This is a genomic window from Bradyrhizobium sp. LM2.9 (assembly GCF_054056555.1).
Genome location: NZ_JBSRYJ010000002.1, coordinates 2587910 through 2614663, shown reverse-complemented (window position 1 = coordinate 2614663; position 26754 = coordinate 2587910). Strand labels below are relative to the sequence as shown.

Genomic DNA, 26754 nt, shown 5'->3' with positions numbered 1-26754 from the left:
TGCGGGGGACAAGACACCATGCATTTTGACGATAGGCCGAGTATATTCCGGCCATGACCCTGATTGCCGGCGCTATCGCTGTTATCACCCTTTATCTGCTGCTCCAGATGTTTCGTTCCGCCAATCCGGCCGTGCTGGCACGCACGATCAGGTTCGGTGGCGGCGTGGTGGCGCTGGCTGTCGCAGCGTTCACGGGCTTGCGGGGCGAACTGGTAGTGGCGATCCCGCTCGGGATCTTCGGCGCCGGGCTCCTGGGCTGGACACCGCTGGCAAACGCCGGCTTGGGCAACGTCGGCGGACTGTTCGGCGGAGGCGCGACGCGCCCGGCCGGTCAGGCCTCGCGCGTGCGCTCGCAATTCCTGGATATGCGGCTCGATCACGAGTCTGGCCAGCTCGGAGGCCGGATCGTCGCCGGGCCTCATGCCGGGCGCGATCTCGACGAGTTCGATCTGGCTGGCCTGCTGGCAATGGTCCCGGCGTTCGACGCCGAGAGCGTGGCCTTACTTGAAAGCTATCTGGACCGCCGGTTTCCCGCCTGGCGTCAGAACGCGCAGGGCAACGCGGCAGGGGGGCAGCGCCGCACGGTGGCGAGCGGCAAAATGACGGCGGAGGAGGCCTATCAGATCCTTGGCTTGCAGCCGGGGGCGGGGCGTGACGATATCAGCCGCGCCCACAAGTCCCTGATGAAGAAATTGCATCCCGACCAGGGGGGCTCGACGTATCTCGCTGCCCGTGTAAACGAGGCCAAGGATACTCTGCTTCGTACGCATAACGGCTAACTCCGGCACCACGCTACAAACGCCCGTCCCGTGTGAGCCCCACTTGCTCTGTTTGCCGTCGCCCCGATGCCCGCCATTGTCGGCGTGGTCGATCCCTTGCGCAAAATTTTAACCGTAAATCCTTGACGAGAGGTTGTCGTGGAACAGCCCCGGTATCAAACAGCCTGGCATCACGGCCTTTGGCATCGCAGCCTTGCTATCGAAAGGTCTTGGCATCGAAAGGTCTTGGCATCACCGCATCCCGAAAATGAAAATGCCCGCGCAAGGCGCGGGCATTTTTTGATTGGCGCGGTGCGAAAGATCAGTTGCGGACGGTGATGCAGGAGATATCGGCGCGCTTCAGGGTGCGGCAGACGGCTTCGGCCTGGTCGCGCTCGAGCCCGGCGAAGCGGGCGCGGTAGAGCTTTCGATTGTCCTTCGCGACGACCTCGGTGAACGGGTCGGCCTTGCTGAGCAGGCCGCGGGCCGAGCTGCGCGCCGCGTCGATGCGCTGCTGGGCTTCGTTCTCGCTCTCGAGCGCGCCGACCTGGACGATCCAGCCGCTATGGGTGACGGCCGGCCTGGTGGTGGCGCTCATCTGGATCGGCTGCAGCGTCGGGTCGGCTGAAGCGAGCTTCGCGACGGCCGGAGCGGGCGCGGCGGCGGTTGCGGCCGGCAATACGCCGAGGATGCCATTGCCGGTGCCGAAGCCCGCCGGCTGCCGCGGCAGCTCGGTACGGGCGAGCTCGGCCCTCGGAGCTTCCGGTTGGCCGACGACCTCACGCTTGTTGATGAGGTCTGCCCGGGCGACGACGGCGCTGGAGGTTTCGGCGATGTCGGAGCGGGCCGCGATCGTGCTCGTGACCTGCGGTGCGACCTGAGCCGGGGCGGCGGAGGCGACCTTCACGGTGCCGGCCTTGACCTGGACAGTCTTGACCCGGACCGGCTTCATCGGCTCGGACGAACCGGGGATGAGAGAGAGCGGCTGGCTCGAGATCACGCCATTGGTGAGCGGCGCGGGCTCGATCTTGGATTCAGTCGGCCGAACTTCAGGCTTGCTGGTTTCAGATCTGGGCTGAGCCGGCGGCATCGCGGCGGTCGCAGCGGCAAGCGCCGACAGGCGCGAGGCGAGACGCTGCGGGGCTGTTTCGGGGCCAGGAGCGGCGGCGGCCTGAACCTGCGGAGCGGAGGGGGCCGGGGTATCCGACGTATCGGCGACCTCGACAGCGGCGCCAGAGCCATTGCGCTCGGTGACCGCGGCGACGGTGTGGGTGGTCGCGCCCTTATCGAGGTTCTCTGCGAGCAGGTTGCGCATGATGATGGCATCGCGCGAGCCGCCGCTGCGGCCGCCCAGCACCACGCCGATCAGGTGGCGGTTGCCGCGGCGCATCGAGGTCACGAGATTGAAGCCGGAGGCGCGGGTGTAGCCGGTCTTGATGCCGTCTACGCCCTCGACACTGCCGAGCAGATGATTGTGGTTCCGGATCGGCTGTCCGTGCCAGTTGAACGTCGAGGTCGCAAAATAGCGATAGTAGCGCGGGAAGCGCTCCTGGATGGCGCGGCCGAGCGTGGCCTGGTCGCGCGCGGTCGTGACCTGCTCGTCGTTGGGAAGACCGTTGGCGTTGCGGTAGACCGTCCTGGACATGCCGAGCGAGCGCGCCTTGCGCGTCATCATCTGGGCGAAGTCGTCCTCGTCGCCGCCGATCGCTTCCGCGATCACCACGGCTGCGTCGTTGGCCGAGCGGGTAACGAGACCCTTGATAGCGTCCTCGACACGAATGGTCTGGCCGGCACGCAGGTTCAGCTTGGTCGGATCCTGATCGGCGGCGTGCTGCGACACCGGCATCTCGGTGTCGAGCTTCATCTTGCCGGACTCGAGACGCTCGAACAGTAGATAGAGCGTCATGATCTTGGTCAGTGAGGCCGGATGGCGGATCCCGTCGGGGCTCGTTGCCTGGAGCACGGAGCCGGAATTGCCGTCGACGATGATCGACGCGAATTTCGGGCTGGAACTCTCGGACACATCGCGCTGCACGCGATGCTGCGCGTAATGGCGCCGATGGCGCCGCGCCTCGGCAGCATCGGTGGTGAAGATGACTGCGGTGGTGACCGTAAGAAGCCCGAAAACGCCAATCCGCGCCAAGCGCGAGGAAGACAAGTTTTTACGAAGCATGAAACCCCGTCCCCGTTTCTGACTTGATCACCGGCTCGTGAGGCGAAATTGTGCCCATGGGATCCGGGATCATTACCTGCTCAGGCTGCCCCTCCGCAGGTGTTCGCCGCGGGGGAGGTTGGGCCTGAGCCGCTATTCTGGCTAAGGTGATGTTCTTCAACGGCTTTCGGCCGCTTGCGGTAGTTGAAGACGTCCAGGGAATCAAAGTACGGGGCCGCGGTTTCCAAAAGCTTAAGGAACCATTGCGGGAAACCCCGGGAATCTCCGCGAATTTGCATGCATTTTTGTGCGTCGCACAAGATTCTTGACTTTTTTGTGCGTTGCACTAATTGTGAGCAGAGTCAGGGAGCCGGGGCTTCCGACGAGAGCTAGGGAAAAGGATTCCGAATGTTCAAGGTTGAAGACTTTCAGGGCTACGGGAAAGAGCACTTCGAGCAGTGCGTCGCCTCCGCGACCTCGATGCAGCACGGCCTTCAGGCGATCGCCAGCGCCTATGGCGACTACACCAAGAAGTCGTTCGAAGACACCAAGTCCTTCGTCGAGAAGCTTTCCGGTGTGAAGTCGCTGGACAAGGCCGTCGAAGCGCAGACCGATTTCGCCCGTTCCGCCTACGAGACCTTCGTCGCGGAATCGCAGAAGATCGCCGGCCTCTACAGCGATCTCGCCAAGCAGGCGTTCAAGCCGGTCGAGACCATCGTGTCGAAGTTCACGCCGGCCGCCAACTAACGTTTCCTGGGCATCCTGGAATCAAAAGCCCGGCTGAAGCAGCCGGGCTTTTTTGTGTCGCGGCGGGTCGGTCTTAGCGCGCCACGCGCAGCTTCGACAGCGACGTCCCGATGTCCTTGAACACCGAGACGGTCTGATCTGCCTTCGTTACCAGATAGAACTTGTCGGTGCCGCTCGCGCAATATTGCAGCACGCTGGAGGTCGGGTCGCTGCCGGTGTTCACCTGCACCGTATAGATCGTGATGTTGCTGGGCTGAGCCTTGGCGTTGTCGCACAGCTTCTTCTGCCGCGTGTCGATCTGCGAAGCGCTGCTGTACCAGCGGTTCTGCGTATTCAGACCGTCGGAAAGGATCACGATCGCGTCCTTGTAGGTGTAGTTGGTGTCCTTGGCCGGCGCGTTCATGGGATCGCCGGTCGACAGCGTCATCCAGCCCCAGGCAAGGCCAATGCCCTGGTTGGTGTTACCGGTGGGCTTCATGTCGTCGATCCGGCCCTTGAGCGAGCTCCAGTCGTAGCTCAGCGGCATGATCGGCTGCAGATAGGACGAACTGCCTGTGTTGCAGTAGGAGTATTGTTCGGCCGGGAACAGCGTCCCCACATTGCCGCTCGTGGGCGTCGTGTTCTTGATGTCGTAATCCTGGTCGCGGTCGACCACGCACCCTGTCCAGGCATTATGGTTGGCCGGTGTCCACTTCCAATTGTTGCAGTTGTTGTTGCTGCCTGACGTGCAGCTCCAGCTGCCGTTCGCCGCGTCCCAATCGCTGAAATCGATCCAGTACTTGCTGGAATTGCTGTTGCCGACGTTGACGTCCTTGGCAAACGGAACGACCGAGATGTAGACGTCGCCGCTGGTCTTGGCGAGCGCGCTGAGCTGATCGACCAGGCTCTTCGCGGCGGTCTGCATCGCCGCCATCTTGCCGTCCTGCGCCATCGAACCGGTGTTGTCGAGCACCAAGGCCACGCGCATGCGCACCAGGCCCCAGGCGCTGGTGGAATTGGCGCCGACGTCGAGCGTCGGGAAGCCGGCGACCTTCATGAAGGTGGTCGTGTAACTGCCGGTGCCGGTGACCTGGATCGTGGAGCCCATGCTGGTGCTCGCGGTGTAAGTGGCCGCGACGGTGACTGACGGCAGGGTGCTGGTGGCGGTGAACAGGGCCTTGAAATAGTCCTGCGCCTTGGTGCTGATTTGCGACGTCGTGATGGTGCCGGACGACAGATCCTTGGAGACCATCAGCGCAGTGGAATCGAGGGCCGACTGCATCGCGGAACGGGCCTGGACCGCGCGGCTGTAGTCGACCGCAGCTCCGACGAAGGTCAAAACCGGGAGCAGTGCGATGGCGAAGATCACGGCGATATTGCCTTGTTCGGCCGCTCCGAACCGGGCGAGCTGTCGACCGATACGGCTGACGAGGGGCAGGCGAGACATGGCGATCCCCGAAAATCTTTGACTTTGCCGGTTTTCGCGCCACGCCATTGAACGCCCGGTAAATTCAACCGTAGAAAACCGAAGTATCCCGCGCGAAACCGTCGCAGCGGCGTCAACGGCCGGGTTCCTGGTCAACATCTTCTAAACGGGCGGGCGGAAGCTTTTGTCAAATCGGTCCGGATTGATTAACCTTGCCGAGGATCGCTCCGACCGAGAATCGGGGCCGCCGCGGCCGCATCGGCCGATCCGTCGCATGCTTGCGGCGAGCCGGGGGCAGGCCCATATTCGCTGAAGCCGATCTGGTTTGGACCGGATCGGTTGAAAGCGGCGATCCAACAAGGCGGCGCGCCTATGCGAAGCTCCGAAGACGGGGCTGCGCGGTGAACCGTCATACGCTTCCGTGGGGAATTTGAACGCCTGAGCCATGCCGCAATTGTCTTCCAGACCAGAATTGTCCGCCGCCGCCCACGCTCCCCGGATGAGCAACGACGAGAAACCGTCCCGGCGGTCCCTCCGCGCCAAACACGTCCGTCATCACCAAGGTCAAACCCAAGACCAAGCGGCCGAACCTGTACCGCGTGCTGATCCTGAACGACGATTACACGCCGATGGAATTCGTCGTTCACGTGCTGGAGAAGTTCTTCCAGAAGGATGCCGAGGCCGCGACCAAGATCATGCTGCACGTCCATCATCATGGGATCGGGGAGTGCGGCGTGTTCACTTACGAGATCGCCGAGACCAAGGTGACGCAGGTGATGGATTTCGCCCGCAAGCACCAGCATCCGCTGCAATGCGTGATGGAAAAGAAGTAAGACACCTACGGCGCGTTCGAGGCCGGCTCTTGTGCATGTCGCAGTGTGATGGTCGCGTGAGGTCTGCGCGCGATGTTCGTTGCGGGCAAAACTACGGAATTCTGCACCGGCGCCGATCGCGCCCGAACCGGAACGGGTTTTGCATCAAAAAGTACCGCAGCTGTGCAGCCGCCTGAGTCGCGGAACCGGCCTTTCGCCGCGATCTTATATACCTATATGTGACAAAGGTTGTTGTTGCCTGACCGGTCGATGACGATCATGATGGTGGGGGCCATAGAGGACGCGAATGCCGACTTTTTCCCAAAGCCTTGAACAATCCCTGCATCGTGCACTGGCGATCGCAAACGAGCGTCATCACCAATACGCGACGCTCGAGCATCTTTTGCTCTCCCTGATCGACGACTCCGATGCAGCCGCCGTCATGCGCGCCTGTAGCGTCGACCTCGACAAGCTCCGCACGAGCCTCGTCAATTATCTTGAGACCGAATTCGAGAATCTGGTGACGGACGGCGCCGACGACGCCAAGCCGACTGCCGGCTTCCAGCGCGTGATCCAGCGCGCGGTGATCCACGTGCAGTCGTCCGGCCGCGAAGAGGTGACCGGCGCCAACGTGCTGATCGCGATCTTCGCCGAGCGCGAGAGTCATGCCGCGTATTTCCTGCAGGAGCAGGACATGACGCGCTACGACGCCGTCAACTACATCAGCCACGGCATCGCCAAGCGGCCGGGCGTCTCCGAGGCGCGCCCCGTGCGCGGTGTCGACGAGGAGACCGAGACCAAGGGCAGCGACGACGCCAAGAAGAAGGGCGAGGCGCTCGAGACCTATTGCGTCAACCTCAACAAGAAGGCGCGCGACGGCAAGATCGATCCGGTGATCGGGCGCAATTCCGAGATCAACCGCGCGATCCAGGTGCTGTGCCGCCGGCAGAAGAACAATCCGCTGTTCGTGGGCGAGGCCGGTGTCGGCAAGACCGCGATCGCGGAAGGCCTTGCCAAGCGCATCGTCGACAGCGAGGTGCCGGAAGTTCTGGCGGCTGCGACCGTGTTCTCGCTCGACATGGGCACGCTGCTCGCCGGCACGCGTTATCGCGGCGACTTCGAAGAGCGCCTGAAGCAGGTGCTGAAGGAGCTCGAGGCGCATCCCAACGCCATCCTGTTCATCGACGAGATCCACACCGTGATTGGTGCGGGCGCGACGTCGGGCGGGGCGATGGACGCCTCGAACCTGCTCAAGCCGGCGCTTGCCTCGGGCACCATCCGCTGCATGGGCTCGACCACCTACAAGGAATATCGCCAGCACTTCGAGAAGGACCGCGCCCTGGTGCGGCGCTTCCAGAAGATCGACATCAACGAGCCGACGGTCGAGGACGCGATCGCGATCCTCAAGGGTCTCAAGCCTTACTTCGAGGACTACCACCGGCTGAAATACACCAATGAGGCGATCGAGGCCGCGGTGCAGCTCTCCTCGCGCTACATCCACGACCGCAAGCTGCCGGACAAGGCGATCGACGTGATCGACGAATCCGGTGCGGCGCAGATGCTGGTCGCCGAGAACAAGCGCAAGAAGACCATCGGCATCAAGGAGATCGAGACCACGATCGCCTCGATGGCGCGGATTCCGCCGAAGAGCGTGTCAAAGGACGACGCCGAGGTGCTCAAGCATCTTGAGCAGACCCTGAAGCGCACCGTGTTCGGCCAGGACAAGGCGATCGAATCGCTCGCTGCCTCGATCAAGCTGGCACGTGCCGGCCTGCGCGAGCCGGAGAAGCCGATCGGCTGCTATTTGTTCTCGGGCCCCACCGGCGTCGGAAAGACCGAGGTCGCAAAGCAACTCGCGGCGTCACTCGGCGTCGAGCTGCTGCGCTTCGATATGTCCGAATACATGGAGCGGCACACCGTGTCGCGCCTGATCGGCGCGCCTCCCGGCTATGTCGGGTTCGACCAGGGCGGCCTGCTTACCGACGGCGTCGACCAGCATCCGCATTGCGTGGTGCTGCTCGACGAAATCGAGAAGGCGCATCCTGATCTCTACAATGTGCTGCTCCAGATCATGGACCACGGCCGGCTCACGGACCACAACGGCAAGCAGGTCAACTTCCGCAACGTGATCCTGATCATGACCACGAATGCCGGCGCGTCCGATCTCGCCAAGCAGGCGTTCGGCTTCACGCGCTCGAAGCGTGTCTTCTCCTAAGGCGACGACCACGAGGCGATCAACCGGCAGTTCGCGCCGGAATTCCGCAACCGTCTCGATGCCGTCGTCTCGTTCAGCCATCTCAGCGTCGAGGTGATCGGCACGGTGGTCGAGAAGTTCGTGCTTCAGCTCGAAGCGCAACTCGGCGATCGCGACGTCACCATCGAGTTGTCCGAACCCGCCAAGACCTGGCTGGTGAAGCATGGTTACGACGAGCAGATGGGCGCACGTCCCATGGCTCGCGTGATCCAGGAGCACATCAAGAAGCCGCTAGCTGACGAGGTGCTGTTCGGCAAGCTGAAGGGCGGCGGCCACGTCCGCGTCGTCCTCGTCAAGGACGAGGCCGACGAGACCAAGGACAAGATCGGCTTCGAGTTCGTCGAGGGTCCGGTTACGCCGAAGCAGGAGAAGCTCCCGGGCGCCCGCAAACGCCCGCCGGGCAAGTCCAAGCCGGGCGGTTCGAAAGGGCCGACCAAGGGTCCGCTGGTCAAAGCTTGATCTGCGCGCAATGAATTGAAAAGGCCGGCTGAAGAGCCGGCCTTTTTATTTGGAGGGCCACACTTCCTTAGGTAGGGGGCGCCGATGCCCTCGTGAGAGACGAAGCTTACTTTTCTTCCGCTGGCGGCGCAGCCGCAGCGGTAGGAGCGGGCTCGGCCCTCGGTTTCGCCTTGGGTCTCTTCGAAGGCCCCGCGACCACCTTTTGCGCCTCTCCGGTGACTCCCGCTGCGACGTTTTGAGTCGGAGAGAGGCCCGCTAATCGCCGCGCAGACGCTGATCGTCCTGCACGCGGACATGCTCGGCACCGCGCGCGCACGCGGGCGACAGCCGCAACATGCTCAGCATGGCTCCGCAGAGCGCGAAGCCGACGCCGGTGAGCAGAGCGATCCTGGTTCCTTCGATCGGATAGCGACCCAGGAACAGCGCGACCAGCGCCGCGCCGGTGGTCTGGCCGAGCAGCCGCGCGGTGCCCAGCATGCCGCTCGCGCCGCCGGCGCGCTCGCGCGGAGCGGCGGCGATCATGGTGCGGTTGTTGGGGGTCTGGAACAGGCCGAAGCCGGCACCGGCGAGCGCCATCCGCCAGATCACGTCGAGCGGCGTAGGCGTCGCCGGCAGGAAGGCGAGCGTGCCGAGGCCGCACGCAAACAGCGTGAGCCCGATGCCGCCCAGCAAGCCCGCTGGATAATGCTCGACCAGGCGGCCGGCCAGCGGCGCCGCGAACGCTACAGCGATCGGCCATGGCGTGATCAGGAGGCCCATATGCACCGCCGAATAGCCGAAGCGGCTCTGGAGGTAGAACGGGATCGCAACGAAGGCCAGCATCTGCCCGCAGAACGAGGCGATCGAGGTCGCAATTGAAAGCGCGAACACCGGGATGCGCAACAGGTCGACCGGCAGCAGCGGCGAAGCCACGTGGGTTTCGCGGTAGATCAGCAGCGCGCCGGCGACGATGGCGATGGCAAACTGCACGAGGCAGGTGATGGCGGCCTCGCCATGACCGGACGCTGTCGACGGCCGCGATGCCGATGCCGAAGGTGATCGCGGACAGCCCCGCGCTCTGCCAGTCGAAGGAGTGGCTCGCAGCCTTGGTGTGAGGCAGGCTACGCAGGCCGAAGACGAGTGTCACCAGGCCGAGCGGGACGTTGATGGCGAACAGCCAGGGCCAGCTGCCGAACGCTAGGATGCCGGCGGCGAGCGTCGGGCCGACCGCGGCCGAGAAGGCGACGACGAGGGCGTTGAGCCCGATGCCGCGGCCGAGTTGGCTGCGCGGGTAGGTGAAGCGCACCAGCGCCGCGTTGACGCTCATGATGCCGGCCGCGCCGAACCCCTGCACGATGCGTGCAATCGTGAGGAGCGGCAGCGTGTGCGCCAGCGCGCAGAAGGCCGACGCGAGCGTGAACAGCACCAGCCCCACCAGATAGACGCGGCGATAACCGACGATCTCGCCGAGCGAAGCCAATGGCAGCAGCGAGATCGTGATCGCGAGTTGGTAGCCGTTGACAATCCAGATCGAGAAGGCCGGGCTTGCGTCGAGGTCGGCCGCGATCGTCGGCAGCGCGACGTTGGCGATGGCGCTGTCGACGACCGCCATGATGATGCCGAGCGCAATCGTCAGCACCGCCTGGTTGCGCTGCGGCTGCGGCAGGCCGTCGGCATGCTCGATGGGGGCAGGCGACATGGTGGAGGCGCGCTTGATTCGAGCCGTGGTACATCTCCGAATAGGAAATAGCGAGATGCATCGCAACCCGGCAGGAGACGGACAGTTCCTGCACCGGGAGCGGGTCTCCCGGCGGCGAGGCATGGGCAGGACGGCTTTCGCAGCCTGCCAGGCGATTTCGCGTTTCCGAAGGTGTCTACACCGGCGGCGGATTGCGGTCGGTGAAGGTCGTGCGCTGGTGCCAGTACGGATAGGGCAGGGTCACCTTGCTCGCGGCATCGAGCTTTGCGATCTGATCCTTGGTCAAGGACCATCCGACCGCGCCGAGATTTTCGCGAAGTTGCGTCTCGTTGCGCGCGCCGATGATCAGCGTCGAGACTGTCGGACGCTGCAGCAGCCAGTTCAACGCGATCTGCGAGACGCTCTTGCCCGTTTCCTTCGCGACCTCGTCGATGGCCTCGACGACACGATAGACGTGCTCGTCCGGCACCGGCGGGCCGAACTCGGCCGTCTTGGGTAGGCGGCTTACGTCAGGCTTTGGCTGGCCGCGGCGGATCTTTCCGGTGAGGCGTCCCCATCCGAGCGGCGACCAGACCACGGCGCCGAGCCCCTGGTCGAGGCCGAGCGGCATCAGCTCCCATTCGTAGTCGCGCCCGATCAGTGAATAGTAGGTCTGGTTGGCGACATAGCGCGGAAAGCCGTGCTTGTCGGCGACGCCAAGCGACTTCATCAGGTGCCAGCCGGAGAAGTTCGAGACGCCGACGTAGCGGATCTTGCCGGCGCGCACGAGCCCATCGAGGGTCGCAAGCACCTCTTCAGGCGGGGTGAAGGCGTCGAAGCCGTGAAGCTGGAACAGGTCGATGTAATCGGTGCCGAGCCGGCTCAGCGAAGCATCGATGGCCGCGAGCAGATGTTGCCGTGACGATCCGATGTCGTTGGGGCCGTCGCCGAAGCGGAACGTTGTCTTGGTCGAGATCAAAACCTTGTCGCGGCGGCCCTTGATGGCCTCGCCGAGAACGCGCTCGGACTCGCCGAGCGAGTAGACGTTCGCGGTGTCGAACATCGACACTCCGGCATCGAGGCAGATATCCAGAAGGCGCCGCGCTTCGGCTGCGTCCGTCGTGCCCCACGCAGCGAGGCGGCCGACGCCGCCGAAGGTGCCGGTCCCAAGACTCAAGGCGGGCACCATGAGGCCTGAGCGGCCCAAGCGTCGGTATTCCATCGATATGCTCCTCGGCTGGCCGCTGGTTGAACGGTACGGCCTTGGTGCCGAATGGTAATGCAAGCTGGCGCCGTGTCCTACTCCACGCCCACATACCGGCCTTGCTTGGGAGCGGCCCTAGTCGTGCAGAAGCATGTCGTCGAAGGCTGCGTCAGTCACGCGCGCGCCGGTCGTCGTCGCCGGAAGCCGAGCCGCGCTCCACGTTACAGGTGAGGGAAGGCAGCCGGCGTCACTCTCGCGCGCCTGCCGCGGCAAGAGCGTCAGGGTCCAGCCCACCACGACCAGCACCGCGAGCCGGATCGCGATGATGCCCAGCAAGACCTCCGATCCGCTTGTGTTGGCGTGAGTCCTCATGTGCGCCAGCCTGATCCCGGCGGCAGCACCTGACAATCTGGAATTCACGAGCATTGCCTTTGCCTGAAGCGAAGGCTCCGGCTAATGGCTGCCCCCGGATGTCAATGCCGCAATTGGCTCTGTCTGAAGTCGCGCGGCGACATCCCAAAATGCTCGCGGAAGACGCGACCGAAATGGGAGAGGTCGTTGAAGCCCCAGGCAAAGGCGATCTCGCTGATGTGGCGGTGGGCGAGCACGGGCGAGGCGAGGTCGCGCCTGCATTGAGCGAGGCGCTCACCGAGGAGGTAGCGCTGGAACGAGGTGTCCTCGTCGGCGAGGAGATCGTTGACGTAGCGGGAGGAGATGCCGAGCGCCGCTGCGGTCTCGCACAGCGAGAGGTCGGGATCGGCAAGATAAGCCCGGATATGCGCTTTCAGCCGGTAGAGCAGGGCGGAGCGATGGGTCGAGGACGGCAGCGGCGTCTGGCCTAGCCGCTCGCCCAGCGCCATCGCCAGGACGTCGACCGCCTGTTCCGACAGAGCAGCGGCGTGGAGCGGATCGATCTGATCCGCGCTCTGGCAAAGACGGTAGATGAAATCGTAGGCGATCCTTTGCAGCGGCGAGTCCGGTCCGAAAGTGCTGGCGGTAAGGGCTTCGGTCGCGCCGAGCCGGCGCTGCAGCATCTCGCGCGGCACCTTGAAGATGGTCTGCGTGAACGTGCCGTCGAATTTCAGCTCGTAGGGGCGGGTGGTGTCGTAGAGCGCAAACTCTCCCGGATGCACCACGGCCTCGCGGCCGTCCTGCACCACGCCGCCGGCGCCGCGATTGCCGAGCGCGATCAGGATGAAATCCTGATCCGAGCGCGCGATGCGAGAGGGCGTGCGCAACACGTGCTGACGATCGGAACAGACCTCGGAGCATTCCGCCTTGCCCAGCGGCGCCCGGGTGACCGAGCCGCGAAAGGCGCTGCCAAGGTCGGACTTGCAGTCGAGCCCGACGAAGACGTCGCAGACGATATCCTGCCAGAGCGCAAGCCGGCGGTGGCCGGGGCTGTCGTCCGTGGTGAACTGGATTGGCATCTGCAGAGCCTCCCTTTCACATCCCGTAAAATCGCATGTTGCGCGGATCGCGCCTGACCGAGGCAAATCCCGTACCGCCGTTCCAGTCGAGTTTTCGTGCCGGGGCGGTCGAGCGGGCCTGGTCCGGCTCTGGCCCAATAGACTGCATCGGACGTAGCTTCCGATCAACCGGCAAGGGAGGCGGGAATGGGCATCCAACATCCGAAATACAAGGTCGCGGTGGTTCAGGCGGCGCCCGCCTGGCTCGACCTCGATGCCTCGATCGACAAATCGATCGCCCTGATCAGGGACGCCGCCGAGAAGGGCGCCAAGCTGATCGCCTTTCCGGAGGCCTTCATCCCCGGCTACCCTTGGCACATCTGGATGGATTCGCCGGCTTGGGCGATCGGTCGCGGCTTCGTGCAGCGCTATTTCGACAATTCGCTGTCCTACGACAGCCCGCAGGCCGAGCGGCTGCGCGACGCCGTGCGCATGGCCAAGCTCACCGCTGTGTTCGGCCTGTCCGAGCGTGACGGCGGCAGTCTTTACCTGGCGCAATGGCTGATCGGGCCGGATGGCGAGACCATCGCAAAGCGCCGCAAGCTGCGGCCGACTCATGCGGAGCGCACCGTCTATGGCGAGGGCGACGGCAGCGATCTCGCCGTGCATGCGCGGCCCGACATCGGCCGTATCGGCGCACTCTGCTGCTGGGAGCATCTCCAGCCGTTGTCGAAATACGCGATGTACGCCCAGAATGAGCAGGTGCATGTCGCGGCCTGGCCGAGCTTTTCGCTCTACGATCCTTTCGCGCCGGCGCTCGGCGCCGAGGTCAACAACGCGGCGTCGCGCGTCTACGCGGTGGAAGGATCCTGCTTCGTGCTGGCGCCTTGCGCGACGGTCTCGCAAGCCATGATCGACGAACTCTGCGATCGTCCGGACAAGCACGCGCTGCTGCATGTTGGCGGTGGCTTTGCTGCGATCTACGGCCCTGACGGCAGCCAGATCGGCGACAAGCTCGCGCCGGACCAGGAAGGGCTGTTGATCGCCGAAATCGATCTCGGCGCCATCGGTGTCGCCAAGAACGCCGCTGATCCCGCCGGGCACTATTCGCGGCCCGACGTGACGCGGCTCCTGCTCAACAAGAAGCGATACCAGCGCGTCGAGCAGTTTGCGCTGCCGGTCGACAGCGTCGAGCCCACCGACATTGCCGCGGCGGCGAGCTGATCGTCGGGATCGAGGGAGGGACACGATCATGGAATCCGCAATTCCTCTGCATCTCGAGACCCCGCGCACGCGCCACAAGCGTGTGCCGGACGATTGCCGGCCGCCATATCCGTCCTTCGTGGCGCGCTACAAGCCCGCCGTGAGCCGCGTGTTGATGGCCTATTTCGGCGTTCAATATCGTGGCTCGGCGCCGGCGGTCGCGACGGACGCGCTCGCCGAAATCGCGGAGCGCTTTGCGGCGGAAGACGGGCCCTCGCATTGGGACCGCGCGCAATATGTCGATCAGGCCGGCTACGAGAACGTCGTCTCAGTGGCCTATTGGGACGACATCGCGCGCTTCGACGCCTGGTTCGGACCGGCGCGCGAGGCCTGGACCGGGAAGCAGTTCGAGGGCGTCGGCACCTTTATCGAGGTGCTGCGCCCCACGGTGGCGCGGCACGAGACGCTGTTCTCCTCGCTCGACCGGCCCGAGGGCGTTGCGGTGATTGCGCAGGGCATGAGCGGCGAGGTGCAGGAGCACGCCTATTGGGGCGGCATGCGCGACCGCATCCCGCTGTCGCAGACCGATCCGATGTCGCCGGGCGGCAATCCCGAGCTGATCCGCGACGGCGCGCGGCTGCGCGTGAAAGCGCACGACAATCTCTGCCTGATCCGGTCAGGACAGGATTGGAGCGATACCGAGACCTCGGAGCGAAAGCTCTATCTCGACGACGTCGAGCCGGTGTTGCGCGAGGGGATGGATTTCTTGCGCGATGACGGTCTTGGCATCGGCTGCTACGCCAACCGCTACATGCGCGTGCTTGCAGCCGACGGGAACGCGAGCGAAAAGTCCTACGGCCAAAGCTGGTGGAAGAGCCTGGCTGCGCTGGAGCGGTGGGCGGAATCGCATCCGACCCACGTCAAGATATTCGGCGCGGCGATGAAATATCTGTCGACGCTCGGGCCATCGGCAAAATTGCGGCTCTATCACGAGGTCACTGTGGCCGCGGCGGACGAGCAGTTCTTCGAATATCTGAACTGCCACGCCAAGACCGGCATGCTGGCGGCGGTGGAGACCGTCAGTGCCTAGAACTTAGGCCACGCAGTGAGTGAGCAGCTCGGGATGCGCAGCGCATATGTGATGCGCGCCGGCGTCCCGGAGCTCGGCCTCGCTGCCATAGCCATACAGAACGCCGATCGCCGTCATGCCATTGGTGAGGGCGCCGACCACGTCATGGCTGCGGTCGCCGATCATGATCGCGCTGGCGGAATCGACCTTGGCTTCGTCGAGCGCGTAGCGCAGCAGGTCGCGCTTGTCGACGCGGGTGCCGTCGAGCTCGGAGCCGAACACGCGCTCGAAATACGGTTTTAGTCCAAAATGCTCGACGATGCGGGTGGCGTAAACCGCGGGCTTGCTGGTCGCCACGAACATGCGCGGTGTCGTCGCGGCAAGCGTTGTCAGGGTGTCCATGATGCCGGCATAGGCCTCGTTCTCGAACAGGCCGACATCGCTGAAGCGCTCCCGATAGAGCAGCAGCGCCCGGTCGGCGAGTTCCGCGCTGCCGGTGAGCTTTTCCAGGCTGGCGTGCAGCGGCGGGCCGATGCACCAGGTCAGCTCGTCCTCGCTCGGCACCGCCGCGTTCAGCCGCTCCAGGGCGTACTGGATCGAGCGCGTGATCCCGGGTTTTGGGTTGGTCAGCGTGCCGTCGAGATCGAAATAGATTGTAACCATGTTGCCGCGCCTGGGTTGATACCGCCGTCTATTGCTTGACCTAAACGAGGCCGCGGACCAAGGCAACGCGCAACAATCGTCACGCCGACATCCGCCTTCTTGATATTGCGTATCCCTTAAAGCTCGCTATTCGCGGGAGGGACGCGTAGAGTCGCGCCATCACCGCCCTTCCATTGGCATCAACCGGTGACTGAGGGTCACCAGTGCTCCCGCCGACTGAGCAGGAGCGTGTATGGCTGGATTTCGTCTGGTCGACTGGATCCGCCGGAGAGCGCTTCTTGTCGCATTGATGCTGGGCACACTGTCGCAAGGCGCTGTCGCGGCAGGACCGGACTGCCGCGCGATCGAAAGCACGAGCGAACGTCTCGCCTGCTACGATACTGCATTTCCTCCAAAGGAGAAAAAGCCCGCTGCTGCGGAGAACGATGCGTCCCGTAGTGCCTACAAGGACCCGTTCGTTGCGGAAGAGGCCAAAACCGCAGCGAAGCTGAAGAACATCTGCCGCGGCTGTTGAGGGTTGCTTGTTCGCCGTGTTCTCGTCGACCGGCGAGTCCGGACTAGGATCGAGACAATTTTTTGGGAGAGGCCGGATGAGCGAGCGACTTGAAACTCTGCAGAAGGCCCGTGATCGCATGATCGAGGACAGGGACGCGCATGCGAAAGTGCTGGCCGCTCCCTTTGTGCGCGACACGGCCGAGCGAGCGCGCAACAAGTTTATCGAGATCCAGGCGCTGATCGATGCCCTCGACCGCGCCATCCGGGGCGAATTCCCGGTTCCGGTCAAAACCTAGGGCGATAAGCAGCGACACCAGCGGAGCGTTCATCGCAGATGCCGCTACAGCTTCCTCATTGCTGTCTCGCCCATTCGACGATTGCGGTCGCCTCCGCGCCTGCCTGGGTTTCCCAGGCGGCGATCGCGTCCTTTGCTGCCTTCCGCAGCTCCGTGACAAGGAACGCAGGCGCCGGCTCGGCGATATGGACGCCATTGTCCCGCATGCGCGTATAATTTTCGGATGTGCGATGGGCGAGCAGCGCAAACTGGCTTTGCTCCGTCTCGGCCGCAGCAGCCAGCACCTCGCGCTGCATCGGCTCGGACAGTTCGGCAAATGCGTCGCTGCGGACGAAGGCGATCGAGATCGGCATCGCGTAGTTGATGGCCGTGAAATGCGGCAGGAAGTCCCACAGTTTGCGCCCCGCGCCGCCGTCGCCGGAGGTGAGGAAGGCATTCAGCCGGTGCTCCCTCAGTCCGGCAAGTGCTGCGTCCATCGGCAGGAATTGCGCGTTCGCGCCGGCCGCGCGCATGACCTCGCTGGAATTGGCATCGTAGGCCCGCAAGTTCAGTTTCGGCAGATCGTCGGCGCTGTCGAGCGACCGTTCCGACCAGAGGCCCGTGGCCGGCCAGATCGTCAGATAGAGCAGCTTGAGGCCGCGCGCAGCGAGCGCCTTCTCATAGAGCGGGCGCGCCCGCAAATTGCTGGCGCGGGCGATTTCGACCGATTGCACGAGAAAGGGCAGGGTGGACAATCCGAGCACAGGGTCGAGGCCCGAGAGCGCGCCCGCGAAGGCATCGCCGCCCGCGATCCGGCCGTCCAGCGCCGCGCGCGGCATCTCGCCCGAGTTGATCTTGAGCTCGTTGTCGAAAGCGTTGGTCACGGTCACGAAACCGTGGGTGCGCTCGGAGATGCGGCTGGCGAAGGTCGTCAGCCCGATCCCGGAGATGTTATTCTCAGGATATTCCGTGGTCATCCGCCATTTCACCTGCGCGGCGGCTGGCGCGACGCTCAGGATGATTGCGGCGAGGGCAAGGATCGCGCGGATCCGTTTGGCGGGATATCGCATTGAGAAAAGCAGGTCAGGCAGCATATATTGGCAACTCGTCGAACCATGGCACGATGCCACAACATGGCAGATCATCTTGTTGCACGCCGCGCCGGCGCGCGCCATCACCATGCCTGCACGAGATGGGTGCAGATTGCGTTGTGCATCATCACCGCACTGCTTGTCTCGGCGACACGGGTCGCAGCATGGGACAGCTCGCCTGCAAAGACTGACGTCGCCGTCCCCAGCGTCGAGGAACTCGCGACGCCGCCGGCTAAGTCCGGCGATGCGCGCGAGAGTGACACGCGGGAGTCGATCTGCCTGATTATCGAAGCCGCTGCGCGCGATGCCAATCTGCCGCTGGAGTTCTTTGCCCGCGTGATCTGGCAGGAGAGCCGCTTCCAGGCTGATGCGGTGGGGCCGATGACGCGCAGCGGCGAGCACGCGCAGGGGATCGCGCAATTCATGCCGGGCACCGCGAGCGAGCGAGGACTGCTCAATCCCTTCAATCCGGTGCAGGCGCTGCCGAAGTCGGCGGAATTTCTGAACGAGCTGCGCAATCAGTTCGGCAATCTCGGCTTGGCGGCCGCCGCCTACAATGCCGGCCCGCGCCGGGTCCAGGAATGGCTCGCCGGCACCGGTCCGATGCCGGACCAGACGCGCAACTACGTCTTCGCCATTACCGGCACGAGCGTCGATGCATGGGCCAAGGCCGGCAGCACCGGCAAGGGCCCGCCGAGCTCGCCGCCGACGAGCTGCCGCGATCTGATGGTGCTCCTGAAGCGCGCGCCAAATGCCTTCGTCGCCGAGCTCGAGCAGCATGTGGAGCTCGCGGCCGCAAAGATCTGGGGCGTGCAGCTCGCCGCCGGCTTCGACCGCAACCGGGCGCTGGCGATGTATTCCCGCGCGGTCACGCGGCTAAGCGCCGTGATCGGCGAACGTGATCCGAGCCTGCTGAGCTCGGTGATGCGCAGCCGCGGCACGCGCGCGTTCTACCAGGTGCGCATCGGCGCCGATACGCGGAGCGAGGCGGATGAACTCTGCGGTCGCATCCGCAAGGCCGGCGGGGCGTGCTTCGTGCTGAAGAACCGCGGCGTGAGCGGGTAGGGGCATCTGTCCCAGCGTGCATGCCAGCCCCGCCGCGCGCTTTCTTGACGCGAGGCGCCACTTTGCCCGTTATGCAGGCACGATTCCTCATCCGTCCAAGACTCCCGTGGCGCTTCCTCCGCTCGATTCACCTCAATGGCAAAGTCCCTGGCGCGCCTTTGCGTGGGGACTGCGCTCGATCACGCAGACGATCCTCACCCTCGTCCTGTTCGCGACCTATCTCGGCATTGGTGCGCTCGCCCACGATAGCCATTTCAGCCTGCTATGGGCGCTTTGCTCGACGCTGTTCGTCTGGGCGGGACCGGCGCAGATCATCCTGATCACCACGCTCGGCTCTGGCGCGACCGTCATCCAGTCGGCGATCGCAGTCACGGTCAGCGCCGTCCGCCTGTTTCCGATGGTGGTCTCGGTGCTGCCGCTGATGCGCACGCCGACGACAAAACGGCGCGAGCTGTTTTTCGCGGCGCATCTCACCGCGGTGACACTGTGGGTCGAATGCCATCGCTTCCTGCCGCAGGTGCCGCGTGAGCGCCGGATCGCCTTTGTCAACGGACTTGGCTTCGGTCTCGTCTCGGTGTGTCTCACCGCCAACACGGTCGGCTATTTCCTCGCTGCAAATCTGACGCAGACGCTGGGCGCCGCGATCCTGCTGCTGACGCCGCTGTCCTTCCTGTTCTCGACCGCACGCAACAGCCGCGAGGTCGCCGACGGCGTCGCGCTGGCGCTCGGGGTTCTGCTCTATCCGCTGGCCGCGAAGATGAACTCCGGCCTCGACATCCTCGTCAGCGGCCTCGTGGCCGGCACGATTGCCTATGGCGTGCATTGGTGGCGCGAGGTGCGCGCATGAGCTTTGCACAGCTCATCGGCGACTGGCACGCGCTCGCCGTGCTGTTCGTCGCTGGCGTTGTTCCCAACCAGATATGGCGCATGCTCGGCCTGTGGTTCGGCGGCGGCATCGACGAGGGCTCCGAGCTTCTGGTCTGGGTACGGGCGGTCGCCACCGCGATCCTGGCCGGCGTCATCGCCCAGATCGTGGTCGAGCCGCCCGGGGCGCTTGCGAGCGTGCCGGATGCCTTGCGCTACGGTGCGGTCGGCGCCGGCCTCATCGTCTTCCTGCTGACCCGCCGCTCGATCTTCGCCGGCGTGGTCGCGGGCGAAGTCTTCATGCTGGCCGGTACGTGGTGGTTGGGCTAAAACCGCCGGCGAACAGCAGGGAATTGGAAATATGGTTCGCGAAAACCAGCTCCGCGAGGGTGAAGTCTCTATCGAGCTGCCATCGACGCAAGATGCCGGCCTCGTCTTCATCGGCCGCATCCGCACGCCCTGGACCTCGCGGCTGGAGACCCCGCGGCAAGGCCGGCATGACGGCCCTATATGCCGGCTCGAGATCTTCGAACCGTTCGTGCCGGCGATCAAGGGCGTCGATTTTTACAGCAACCTCGAAGTGCTCTACTGGCTCGACCAGTCGCGCCGCGACATCGTCCTGCAAAGCCCTAAGAACAACGAGAAGACCCGGGGCACCTTCTCGCTGCGCTCGCCGGTCCGGCCCAATCCGATCGGCACGTCGATCGTGAAGCTCGTCGGCATCGAGGGCAATGCGATTCTGGTGCGTGGACTCGATTGCATCGACAACACGCCGCTGATCGACATCAAGCCCGATCGTTGCGAGTTCACCCCGCTGGCCGCACCGCAGCCGGGGGATTTTCAGACGGAGTGAAGGCGCTTCGCTCCATCCGCGTCATTGCGAGGAGCTCTTGCGACGAAGCAATCCAGACTGCCACCGCGGACACAGTCTGGATTGCTTCGCTTCGCGTAACTGCCCAGGTGGCCGTTTGTATTCTCTTGACTGACCACATGTGTTTGTGAGTCAAGGTATGGGTGACGCCGCCAAATTCCTCATTGTCTGTGGACGCCCTGCTGGCCCTGATTGGGGAGTTGCAGGAGCGCAACCTGATGTTGGAGCAGCAGAACGCATTGCTGACGGTGCGTGTGGCCGATCTGGAGCGTCGGCTTGGTCTGGACAGCTCCAATAGCAGCAAGCCGCCTTCGAGCGATGGACCGGGCCAGGCTTCTCGCCGGACACAGAGCCTGCGTGAGCGAGGGTTGAAGAAGCCCGGCGGCCAGCCCGGCCATGCAGGCAAACACTTGAAGCGGTCCGAACGGGTCGATCATACGATCATGCATCGCCCTGTCAGATGCGGGCGCTGCCGAATGGCGCTGGAGGGTGAACAGCTGGAACTTGTCGGCAGCCGTCAGGTGTTCGATCTGCCGGCGCCGGCGCCGCTGCTCGTCACGGAGCATCAGCTCTATCGTTGCAAATGCAGCGGCTGTGGCGCGGTCACGACAGGATCGTTTCCACCCGAGGTAAGGGCGCCGGCGCAATATGGCGTCCGGTTGGCCGCTGTGGTGACCTATCTGTCGGCGGGACAGTTTCTGCCTGAAGATCGGCTCGGGCAAATCCTCTCCGATCTGTTTGGCGTGACCATCTCGGCCGGCACGATCGGACAAATGATCGCCCGGGCTGCCAGCCGGACGCAGGATTTCGCTGCGGCAGTCTGCGAGCAAATCCGCCGGGCACCGGTCAAGCATTTGGATGAGACCGGGTTCTGGGTGGGCGCCACGCCGCAATGGCTGCATGTCGCGGGCACCGCCGGGATCAATGGGCTGGTGCATTATCGCGTCTCACCCAGGCGCGGCGAGGTGCTGACGCAAGCGGCGCATATCGTTGTGCACGACCATTGGACATCCTATTTTCAGATGTCCGGTGTCACGCATGCGCTGTGCAATGCGCATCACCTGCGCGAGTTGACGGCGCTGGTGGACATCGATGGCGAGGCCTGGGCCCGGCGCATGCGCGGGTTGCTCCGCTGCCTGTGCCACGAAGTCAATCTGGCGTCAGAGCATCCAACCGACCAGACAGGCGCGCTGCGTCCCAACAGAATCCGCGCCGCCGAGCGACTTTATGACCGCATTATCCGCGCCGGTATCGCCTGGCACGAGGCGCTACCCGCGCTGCCTCGCGACATCAAGCGCGGGCGGATCAGACGGCGCACGGGCCATAATCTCCTGTTGCGCCTCAAGTTACATAAAGCGGCGGTGCTGCTGTTCCTGCACAACTCGGCGGTGCCGTTTACCAACAACGAGGCCGAGCGCGATGCTCGGATGATGAAATTGCGGCAGAAGATCTCTGCCGGCTTCCGCACCTCACAAGGCGCAGACAATTTCGCCACGCTTCGCACCCTGATCGGTACCGCTCGAAAGCGCGGATGGAACATGCTCGAAACATTGTCCCGATGCCCCACACAACTCATCCACAAACTCAGCGTCGCCTAACCGAGCAAACGGACCTGGGCAGTTACCGCTTCGCTCGCAATGACGAGCCGAGAAACTCAAACCTCCTTCAACGCCGCGATCAGCTTGGTCGCGTTCTCTTCCAGCACCTTGACGTCTTCCTTGCGGCTGGCGGGCGGCAGTAGGGCCACTCCGTCGTGGCGCGGCATCACGTGCATGTGGAGATGAAATACCACCTGTCCGCCGGCCGCCTCGTTGAACTGCTGCACGGTGATACCGTCAGCCCTAAACGCTGTCATCGCAGCGGCTGCGATTTTGTGCGCGCCGCGGGCGACATGGGCGTAGTCATCAGGCTTGATGTCGAGGATGTTGCGGGCAGGGGCTTTTGGAATCACCAGCGTGTGGCCTGGTGCCCGCGGCATGATGTCGAGGAAGGCAAGCACGTGCTCATCCTCGTAGACCTTGTGGCAGGGGAATTCGCCGCGCAGAATTTTTGCAAAGATGTTGTTGGTGTCGTAGGCGGTCATGGCGGCGGCTCCCTGGAATTTCGCGCTACTGTCACCAGCAGCAGTGAACCGATCAAGGCGCCTCGTCGGCGCCTTTGCGGAACGGGCCGAGCTCGGCCAGCTCCCGTCCGGCTTCTGCGACATAGGCGCGCTCGCGCTTGAGGTAATCGTCGATGGCGCGGCGCAAGCCGGGATCGGCGATGAAGTGGGCGGAGTGGGTGGTCCGCGGCAGGTAGCCGCGCGCGATCTTGTGCTCACCCTGCGCGCCGGCCTCGACATTCCCCAGGCCGTGTTTGATGGCGAAGTCGATCGCCTGATAATAGCAGACCTCGAAATGCAGGAAGGGATGATGCTCGACCGCACCCCAGTTGCGGCCGAACAGCGTGTCCGAGCCGATGAAGTTGATCGCGCCAGCGATCCAGCGATCGTTGCGGCGTGCCATGATCAGCAGCACGTCCTGGCTCATGGTCTCGCCGATCAGCGAGAAGAATTCCCGCGTCAGATACGGCCGGCCCCATTTGCGCGAGCCGGTCTCCATGTAGAATTGAAAGAAGGCGTCCCAGGCATCCTCGGTGATGTCTTTGCCCGTGAGCCAGTGGATGGTGACCCCGGCGGCCAGTGCATCGCGCCGCTCGCGCTTGATCGACTTGCGGTGGCGTGAGTTCAGCGTCGCCAGGAAATCGTCGAACGTCGCAAAGCCCGGGTTGTGCCAGTGGAACTGCTGGTCGGTGCGTTGGAGGAAGCCGTGCTTCCCGAGCAGCTTCCACTCCGCCTCGCGCGCGAAGGTAACGTGCACCGAGGAGGCCTTGCTGACGCCGCACAGCGCCACCAGCCCGCTCGCCAGCGCCTCCGTGATGCGCTCGTGGTCAACGCCGTCGCGAACTAGCAGCCGCGGCCCCGTCGCCGGCGTGAAGGGAACCGAGACCTGAAGCTTCGGATAATAGCGCCCGCCGGCGCGCTCATAGGCATCCGCCCAGCCGCGGTCGAAGACGTATTCGCCTTGCGAATGCGATTTCAGATAGCAGGGCGCTACCCCCGCAACGCGGCCGTCGATCTTGGCCACGAGATGCCGCGGCCCCCAGCCGGTGCGGATTGTTGCCGAACCCGATTTCTCGATCGCGGATAGAAACGCGTGGGAGACGAAGGGGTTATAGGCGGGCCTTGAGAGGCCGTGGAAATCGCCTGGAAGCCCGGATAAGGTTCCCTTGCCATGCCCGTTACAAATCTTGCCGGGATTGGCGCAGGCGTCCCAATCGTCCGGCGACACTTCGCCAATGGAAGGTACTGCTTCGAGGGTGATTTCGGATGGTGCCATCGTGCCCAAGATCGTGCATTGCAGCAGCGACTTCAAGAGTGGGAACATCAAGCCTGCGGCACGAAGCCCTCGAAGATCATCTGGTCTGCATATTGCCCGACCCGCGTCCGCTGCTCTGTCGTACGCACGGTCCAGCCTAGCAGGGCGCAGCCGAGCACATTGCGGGCGATCCAGGGCGCCGGGGCCGGGAGGTGGTCGACCTTGAAGGCGACGAAATGCGGCTGGGTCTGGAAGCCGTGGCGCAGGTACAGCATGCTGTCGCGCTGCTCCTGGTTCAGGTAAGCCCAATATTCGTCCTCATAGCTCCGCTGCGCGACGATGCCGCGCGGGAGGGAGGGCAACAGGTCGCGCAGCGCCAGCACCTGGTCGGGATCGAACGACATGCCGACCGCGGGCCCCTGATAGGACGCCAGCACCTCGGCCATCCGCTTCACCAGATTGCGGTCGCCGTCAAAATGGCTTTTGACCTCGATCACCAGCGGCACGCGGCCGGCGACCATGCTGCAGAGGTCGCTGAGCGACATCATCCGCTCGGCCGTGTCCTTGAACGCGACGGCCTTCAGTTCGGCGGCGGTCTTCTCGACCAGCGCGCCGGCGGCTTCGGTCAGGCGGCCCAGCTCATGGTCGTGATGCACCATGGCCTCGCCGTCGGACGACAGCTGGATATCGACTTCGATCGAGAAATTGCCTGCGATCGCAGCCTGAACCGCGCCCGGCATGTTCTCGACGATGCCGCGGGAAATGTCGTGCAGGCCGCGATGGGCGACCGGCCGGGCTGTCAGCCAATCGGGAGCGCGCATTCCGCTCAGGCGACCTCGAACACGCCGTCGACCTCGACCGCCGCATCCGCGGGCAGCGAGGCGACGCCGACGGTGGTGCGGGCATGGCGGCCCTTGTCGCCGAAGGCGGCGACCATCAGGTCGGAGGCGCCGTTGAGGACCTTGGGCCCGTCCAGGAAGTCCGGCGCCGAGTTGATGAAGCCGCCGAGGCGCACCACGCGAACGACCTTGTCGAGGTCGCCCAGCGCCGCCTTGACCTGGGCCAGCAGGTTGACGGCGCAGCCGCGGGCGGCAGCCGCGCCGTCTTCGATGGTCACGCCGGCGCCGAGCTTGCCCTTGGCGATCAGCTTGCCGTCGGGGGCGAAGCAGACCTGACCGGAGACGAACAGCAAATTACCGGTACGCACGAACGGCACGTAATTGGCCACGGGGGTGGGGGCCTCGTGCAGCTTGATGCCCTGTTCCGCCAGCTTCTGTTCGACCGTGCCCGCCATGTTCGACCTCGTTGTCCAAAATCCATCCGCCCGGGCGCATCCGTTGCAGGCCGAGCGCGCCCTGTTTCGCCCATCGTGCCGCCACATGCAAGCAAGCCCAAGGGCCTGCAAGCGGCTGCATTTTGTCGAGGCGGGGCAGGTGGTTCAACTGTAGCCGCAACTTTACGTGAAACGGCCTCAGTTGCGACGCAATGGAACGTTCATTAAAATGTCGGATTTGCGCTTTCCCCAAGGGACCAGACATGCTGCACCTTTTCCGGACTTCGCTCGGTGTGACGGCGCTCGCGGCGGCCGCTTTCGGTCCCGGAGGCGTCGCGCAGGCGGCCAACGGTCCATTCCTCGCGCATCAGGCACTCTACGATTTGAGCCTAGTGAAATCGCGCTCCAATTCGGTCAACAGCGCGCGCGGTCGCATCCTCTACAATTTCGCCGGCAGTTCGTGCGAGGGCTACACCTCCGAATTCCGCCAGGTCTCCGAGCTCGACAGCGGCGAGGGCAAGGTCACGCTCAGCGACCTCCGCTCCAATTCCTGGGAGGACGCCGCCGGCAAAAGCTACCGCTTCAAGATCGAGACGCGGATGAACGAGGCGGATGCCGGCCGGGTCGACGGCTCGGCCGAGCGCGACGGCGACCACATCAACGTCAAGCTGAAGCTGCCGGCGCCGAAGAGCTTTACGCTCGATGGCAAGATCGTATTCCCGACCGAACAGATCCAGCGCATCATTGCCGCCGCCAAGGACGGCAAGTCGCTGCTCGAGCTCTCCGTCTATGACGGCTCCGACGATGGCCAGAAGGTCTACAACACGCTGACCGTGATCGGCCAGCCGATCCCGGCCGAGCGCGAGGGCTCGCCCGATCCGTCGACGTCCGACGAGCACATGAAGTCGCTCAAGCGTTGGCCCGTGACCGTCAGCTATTTCGACCGCGAGGCCCAGCAGAAGGAAGGCGAGCAGACGCCGGTCTACGCGATGGCGTTCGAGCTCTACGAAAACGGCGTCTCGCGCCAGCTCGTGCTCGATTACAACGATTTTGTGATTTCGGGCGCGATGGGCAAGTTCGACGCGAAGGACAGCAAGCCCTGCAATTGAGGGTTCTTTCGTCATTGCGAGCGAAGCGAAGCAATCCAGAATCCCTCCGCGGAAAGATTCTGGATTGCTTCGTCGCAAGAGCTCCTCGCAATGACGGGGCTGGCTCTCCGCTCCCTCTCCAGCTACGCTTCCTCCCAACCACAAACATCCGGGAGGCCAACCATGCCCAAGCTCGATCATCTCCGGCCCAGCGGCCTGCATCACAATCCGGCCTATTCGCACGTCGTCACCGCCACGGGGGCGCGGACCATCTACATCTCCGGCCAGGTGTCGGTGGACGAGGAGGGACGGATCGTAGGCGAGGGCGATCTCGCCGCGCAGACCACGCAGGTGATGCAGAATCTCGGCCACGCGCTGAAAGCGGCCGGCGCGAGCTACGCCAACATCGTCAAGATCACGACCTTCGTCGTGAACTACAAGCCGGAGCTGCGCCCGATCATCGGCAAGGCCCGCTCGGCCTTCTTCGATGGCATGGAACCGCCGGCCTCTACCCTCGTCGGTGTCTCCGCGCTCGCCGCGCCGGAGTGGATGATCGAGATCGAGGCGATCGCGGTGGCGGATTGA

General features: G+C 64.3%; 24 protein-coding genes and 3 pseudogenes. 15 read left to right on the top strand and 12 right to left on the bottom strand.

Annotated features, from left to right (window positions below):
- The first annotated feature begins 53 nt into the window (after positions 1–53).
- On the top strand, positions 54–779 hold the full coding sequence (locus ACVWW3_RS14070; RefSeq protein ID WP_247444347.1) for a DnaJ domain-containing protein: 726 nt from the start codon (positions 54–56) through the stop codon (positions 777–779).
- Between the two features lie 301 nt (positions 780–1080).
- Here the strand turns inward: ACVWW3_RS14070 and ACVWW3_RS14065 are convergent, their stop codons facing one another.
- Positions 1081–2931: a serine hydrolase gene (locus ACVWW3_RS14065; protein WP_456671990.1), complete on the bottom strand. Its 1851-nt coding sequence runs from the start codon at positions 2929–2931 to the stop codon at positions 1081–1083.
- Between the two features lie 387 nt (positions 2932–3318).
- Between ACVWW3_RS14065 and ACVWW3_RS14060 the strand changes: the two genes are divergently transcribed.
- Entirely contained in the window at positions 3319–3657 is a 339-nt protein-coding gene (locus ACVWW3_RS14060; RefSeq protein WP_456649577.1) for a phasin family protein, read from the top strand.
- Positions 3658–3730: 73 nt separating this feature from the next.
- On the opposite strand, the gene ACVWW3_RS14055 is transcribed toward ACVWW3_RS14060, so the two are convergent.
- Positions 3731–5083, bottom strand: a complete 1353-nt coding sequence (locus ACVWW3_RS14055; protein WP_354107813.1) for a TadE/TadG family type IV pilus assembly protein — start codon at positions 5081–5083, stop codon at positions 3731–3733.
- Between the two features lie 478 nt (positions 5084–5561).
- On the opposite strand from ACVWW3_RS14055, the pseudogene clpS reads away from it, so the two are divergent.
- A pseudogene (clpS, locus tag ACVWW3_RS14050) lies at positions 5562–5895 on the top strand (ATP-dependent Clp protease adapter ClpS).
- A gap of 286 nt (positions 5896–6181) precedes the next feature.
- Positions 6182–8587, top strand: a pseudogene (clpA, locus tag ACVWW3_RS14045) (ATP-dependent Clp protease ATP-binding subunit ClpA).
- Between the two features lie 255 nt (positions 8588–8842).
- Here the strand turns inward: clpA and ACVWW3_RS14040 are convergent.
- The 4 genes and pseudogenes from ACVWW3_RS14040 to ACVWW3_RS14025 form a co-directional block, all read right to left on the bottom strand.
- Positions 8843–10265, bottom strand: a pseudogene (locus ACVWW3_RS14040) (MFS transporter).
- A 175-nt stretch (positions 10266–10440) separates the two neighbouring features.
- Positions 10441–11466, bottom strand: a complete 1026-nt coding sequence (locus tag ACVWW3_RS14035) for an aldo/keto reductase (protein WP_456649579.1) — start codon at positions 11464–11466, stop codon at positions 10441–10443.
- A gap of 117 nt (positions 11467–11583) precedes the next feature.
- Positions 11584–11874 carry a hypothetical protein gene (locus ACVWW3_RS14030; protein WP_456671989.1) on the bottom strand — a complete coding sequence of 97 codons (291 nt, stop codon included), beginning with the start codon at positions 11872–11874 and terminating at the stop codon, positions 11584–11586.
- Positions 11875–11921: 47 nt separating this feature from the next.
- On the bottom strand, positions 11922–12878 hold the full coding sequence (locus tag ACVWW3_RS14025; RefSeq protein ID WP_456649581.1) for an AraC-like ligand-binding domain-containing protein: 957 nt from the start codon (positions 12876–12878) through the stop codon (positions 11922–11924).
- A 186-nt stretch (positions 12879–13064) separates the two neighbouring features.
- On the opposite strand from ACVWW3_RS14025, the gene ACVWW3_RS14020 reads away from it, so the two are divergent.
- Complete coding sequence (locus tag ACVWW3_RS14020) at positions 13065–14081, top strand: carbon-nitrogen hydrolase family protein (protein WP_456649582.1); 1017 nt, start codon at positions 13065–13067, stop codon at positions 14079–14081.
- Positions 14082–14109: 28 nt separating this feature from the next.
- Complete coding sequence (locus ACVWW3_RS14015; RefSeq protein ID WP_456649583.1) at positions 14110–15150, top strand: phenylacetaldoxime dehydratase family protein; 1041 nt, start codon at positions 14110–14112, stop codon at positions 15148–15150.
- Positions 15151–15153: 3 nt separating this feature from the next.
- Here ACVWW3_RS14015 and ACVWW3_RS14010 read toward each other — a convergent pair whose 3' ends face one another.
- Positions 15154–15792, bottom strand: coding sequence for an HAD family hydrolase (locus ACVWW3_RS14010; RefSeq protein ID WP_456649584.1), 639 nt, complete (start codon positions 15790–15792; stop codon positions 15154–15156).
- A 232-nt stretch (positions 15793–16024) separates the two neighbouring features.
- Here ACVWW3_RS14010 and ACVWW3_RS14005 point away from each other — a divergent pair, with 232 nt between their 5' ends.
- On the top strand, positions 16025–16306 hold the full coding sequence (locus ACVWW3_RS14005) for a type VI secretion system-associated protein TagO (protein ID WP_247340680.1): 282 nt from the start codon (positions 16025–16027) through the stop codon (positions 16304–16306).
- 76 nt (positions 16307–16382) lie between these two features.
- Positions 16383–16583, top strand: a complete 201-nt coding sequence (locus ACVWW3_RS14000) for a hypothetical protein (RefSeq protein ID WP_456649585.1) — start codon at positions 16383–16385, stop codon at positions 16581–16583.
- A gap of 55 nt (positions 16584–16638) precedes the next feature.
- Here the strand turns inward: ACVWW3_RS14000 and ACVWW3_RS13995 are convergent, their stop codons facing one another.
- Positions 16639–17655, bottom strand: coding sequence for a TRAP transporter substrate-binding protein (locus ACVWW3_RS13995; protein WP_456649586.1), 1017 nt, complete (start codon positions 17653–17655; stop codon positions 16639–16641).
- A gap of 21 nt (positions 17656–17676) precedes the next feature.
- Here ACVWW3_RS13995 and ACVWW3_RS13990 point away from each other — a divergent pair, with 21 nt between their 5' ends.
- From ACVWW3_RS13990 to tnpC, 5 genes are all read left to right on the top strand, one after another.
- A complete protein-coding gene (locus tag ACVWW3_RS13990; RefSeq protein ID WP_456649587.1) occupies positions 17677–18717 on the top strand; it encodes a transglycosylase SLT domain-containing protein in 1041 nt (346 codons plus the stop codon).
- Between the two features lie 106 nt (positions 18718–18823).
- Positions 18824–19564 (top strand): AzlC family ABC transporter permease, encoded by a 741-nt coding sequence (locus ACVWW3_RS13985; RefSeq protein WP_247444333.1) that lies wholly within the window; start codon positions 18824–18826, stop codon positions 19562–19564.
- Positions 19561–19911, top strand: coding sequence for an AzlD domain-containing protein (locus ACVWW3_RS13980; RefSeq protein ID WP_247340677.1), 351 nt, complete (start codon positions 19561–19563; stop codon positions 19909–19911). Before ACVWW3_RS13985 ends, ACVWW3_RS13980 begins: the two co-directional genes overlap by 4 nt.
- Positions 19912–19942: 31 nt before the next feature.
- Positions 19943–20434 carry a tRNA (N6-threonylcarbamoyladenosine(37)-N6)-methyltransferase TrmO gene (tsaA, locus tag ACVWW3_RS13975; RefSeq protein WP_354104966.1) on the top strand — a complete coding sequence of 164 codons (492 nt, stop codon included), beginning with the start codon at positions 19943–19945 and terminating at the stop codon, positions 20432–20434.
- A gap of 161 nt (positions 20435–20595) precedes the next feature.
- Positions 20596–22050, top strand: coding sequence for an IS66 family transposase (tnpC, locus tag ACVWW3_RS13970; protein ID WP_456649588.1), 1455 nt, complete (start codon positions 20596–20598; stop codon positions 22048–22050).
- A gap of 56 nt (positions 22051–22106) precedes the next feature.
- On the opposite strand, the gene ACVWW3_RS13965 is transcribed toward tnpC, so the two are convergent.
- The 4 genes from ACVWW3_RS13965 to ACVWW3_RS13950 are packed head-to-tail and all read right to left on the bottom strand — an operon-like array spanning position 22107 to position 25102.
- Entirely contained in the window at positions 22107–22535 is a 429-nt protein-coding gene (locus tag ACVWW3_RS13965) for an HIT family protein (protein ID WP_247340675.1), read from the bottom strand.
- Between the two features lie 52 nt (positions 22536–22587).
- Entirely contained in the window at positions 22588–23829 is a 1242-nt protein-coding gene (locus tag ACVWW3_RS13960; protein ID WP_456649589.1) for a GNAT family N-acetyltransferase, read from the bottom strand.
- A 47-nt stretch (positions 23830–23876) separates the two neighbouring features.
- The gene (locus tag ACVWW3_RS13955) at positions 23877–24629 is read right to left on the bottom strand and encodes a glycerophosphodiester phosphodiesterase (RefSeq protein ID WP_456649590.1); all 753 of its coding nucleotides are present in this window, start codon (positions 24627–24629) and stop codon (positions 23877–23879) included.
- A gap of 5 nt (positions 24630–24634) precedes the next feature.
- Positions 24635–25102: a RidA family protein gene (locus tag ACVWW3_RS13950; protein ID WP_247340671.1), complete on the bottom strand. Its 468-nt coding sequence runs from the start codon at positions 25100–25102 to the stop codon at positions 24635–24637.
- A 242-nt stretch (positions 25103–25344) separates the two neighbouring features.
- Here ACVWW3_RS13950 and ACVWW3_RS13945 point away from each other — a divergent pair, with 242 nt between their 5' ends.
- Both ACVWW3_RS13945 and ACVWW3_RS13940 read left to right on the top strand, forming a co-directional pair.
- On the top strand, positions 25345–26190 hold the full coding sequence (locus ACVWW3_RS13945) for a cell envelope integrity EipB family protein (protein ID WP_247340669.1): 846 nt from the start codon (positions 25345–25347) through the stop codon (positions 26188–26190).
- 162 nt (positions 26191–26352) lie between these two features.
- On the top strand, positions 26353–26754 hold the full coding sequence (locus ACVWW3_RS13940) for a RidA family protein (RefSeq protein WP_247340667.1): 402 nt from the start codon (positions 26353–26355) through the stop codon (positions 26752–26754).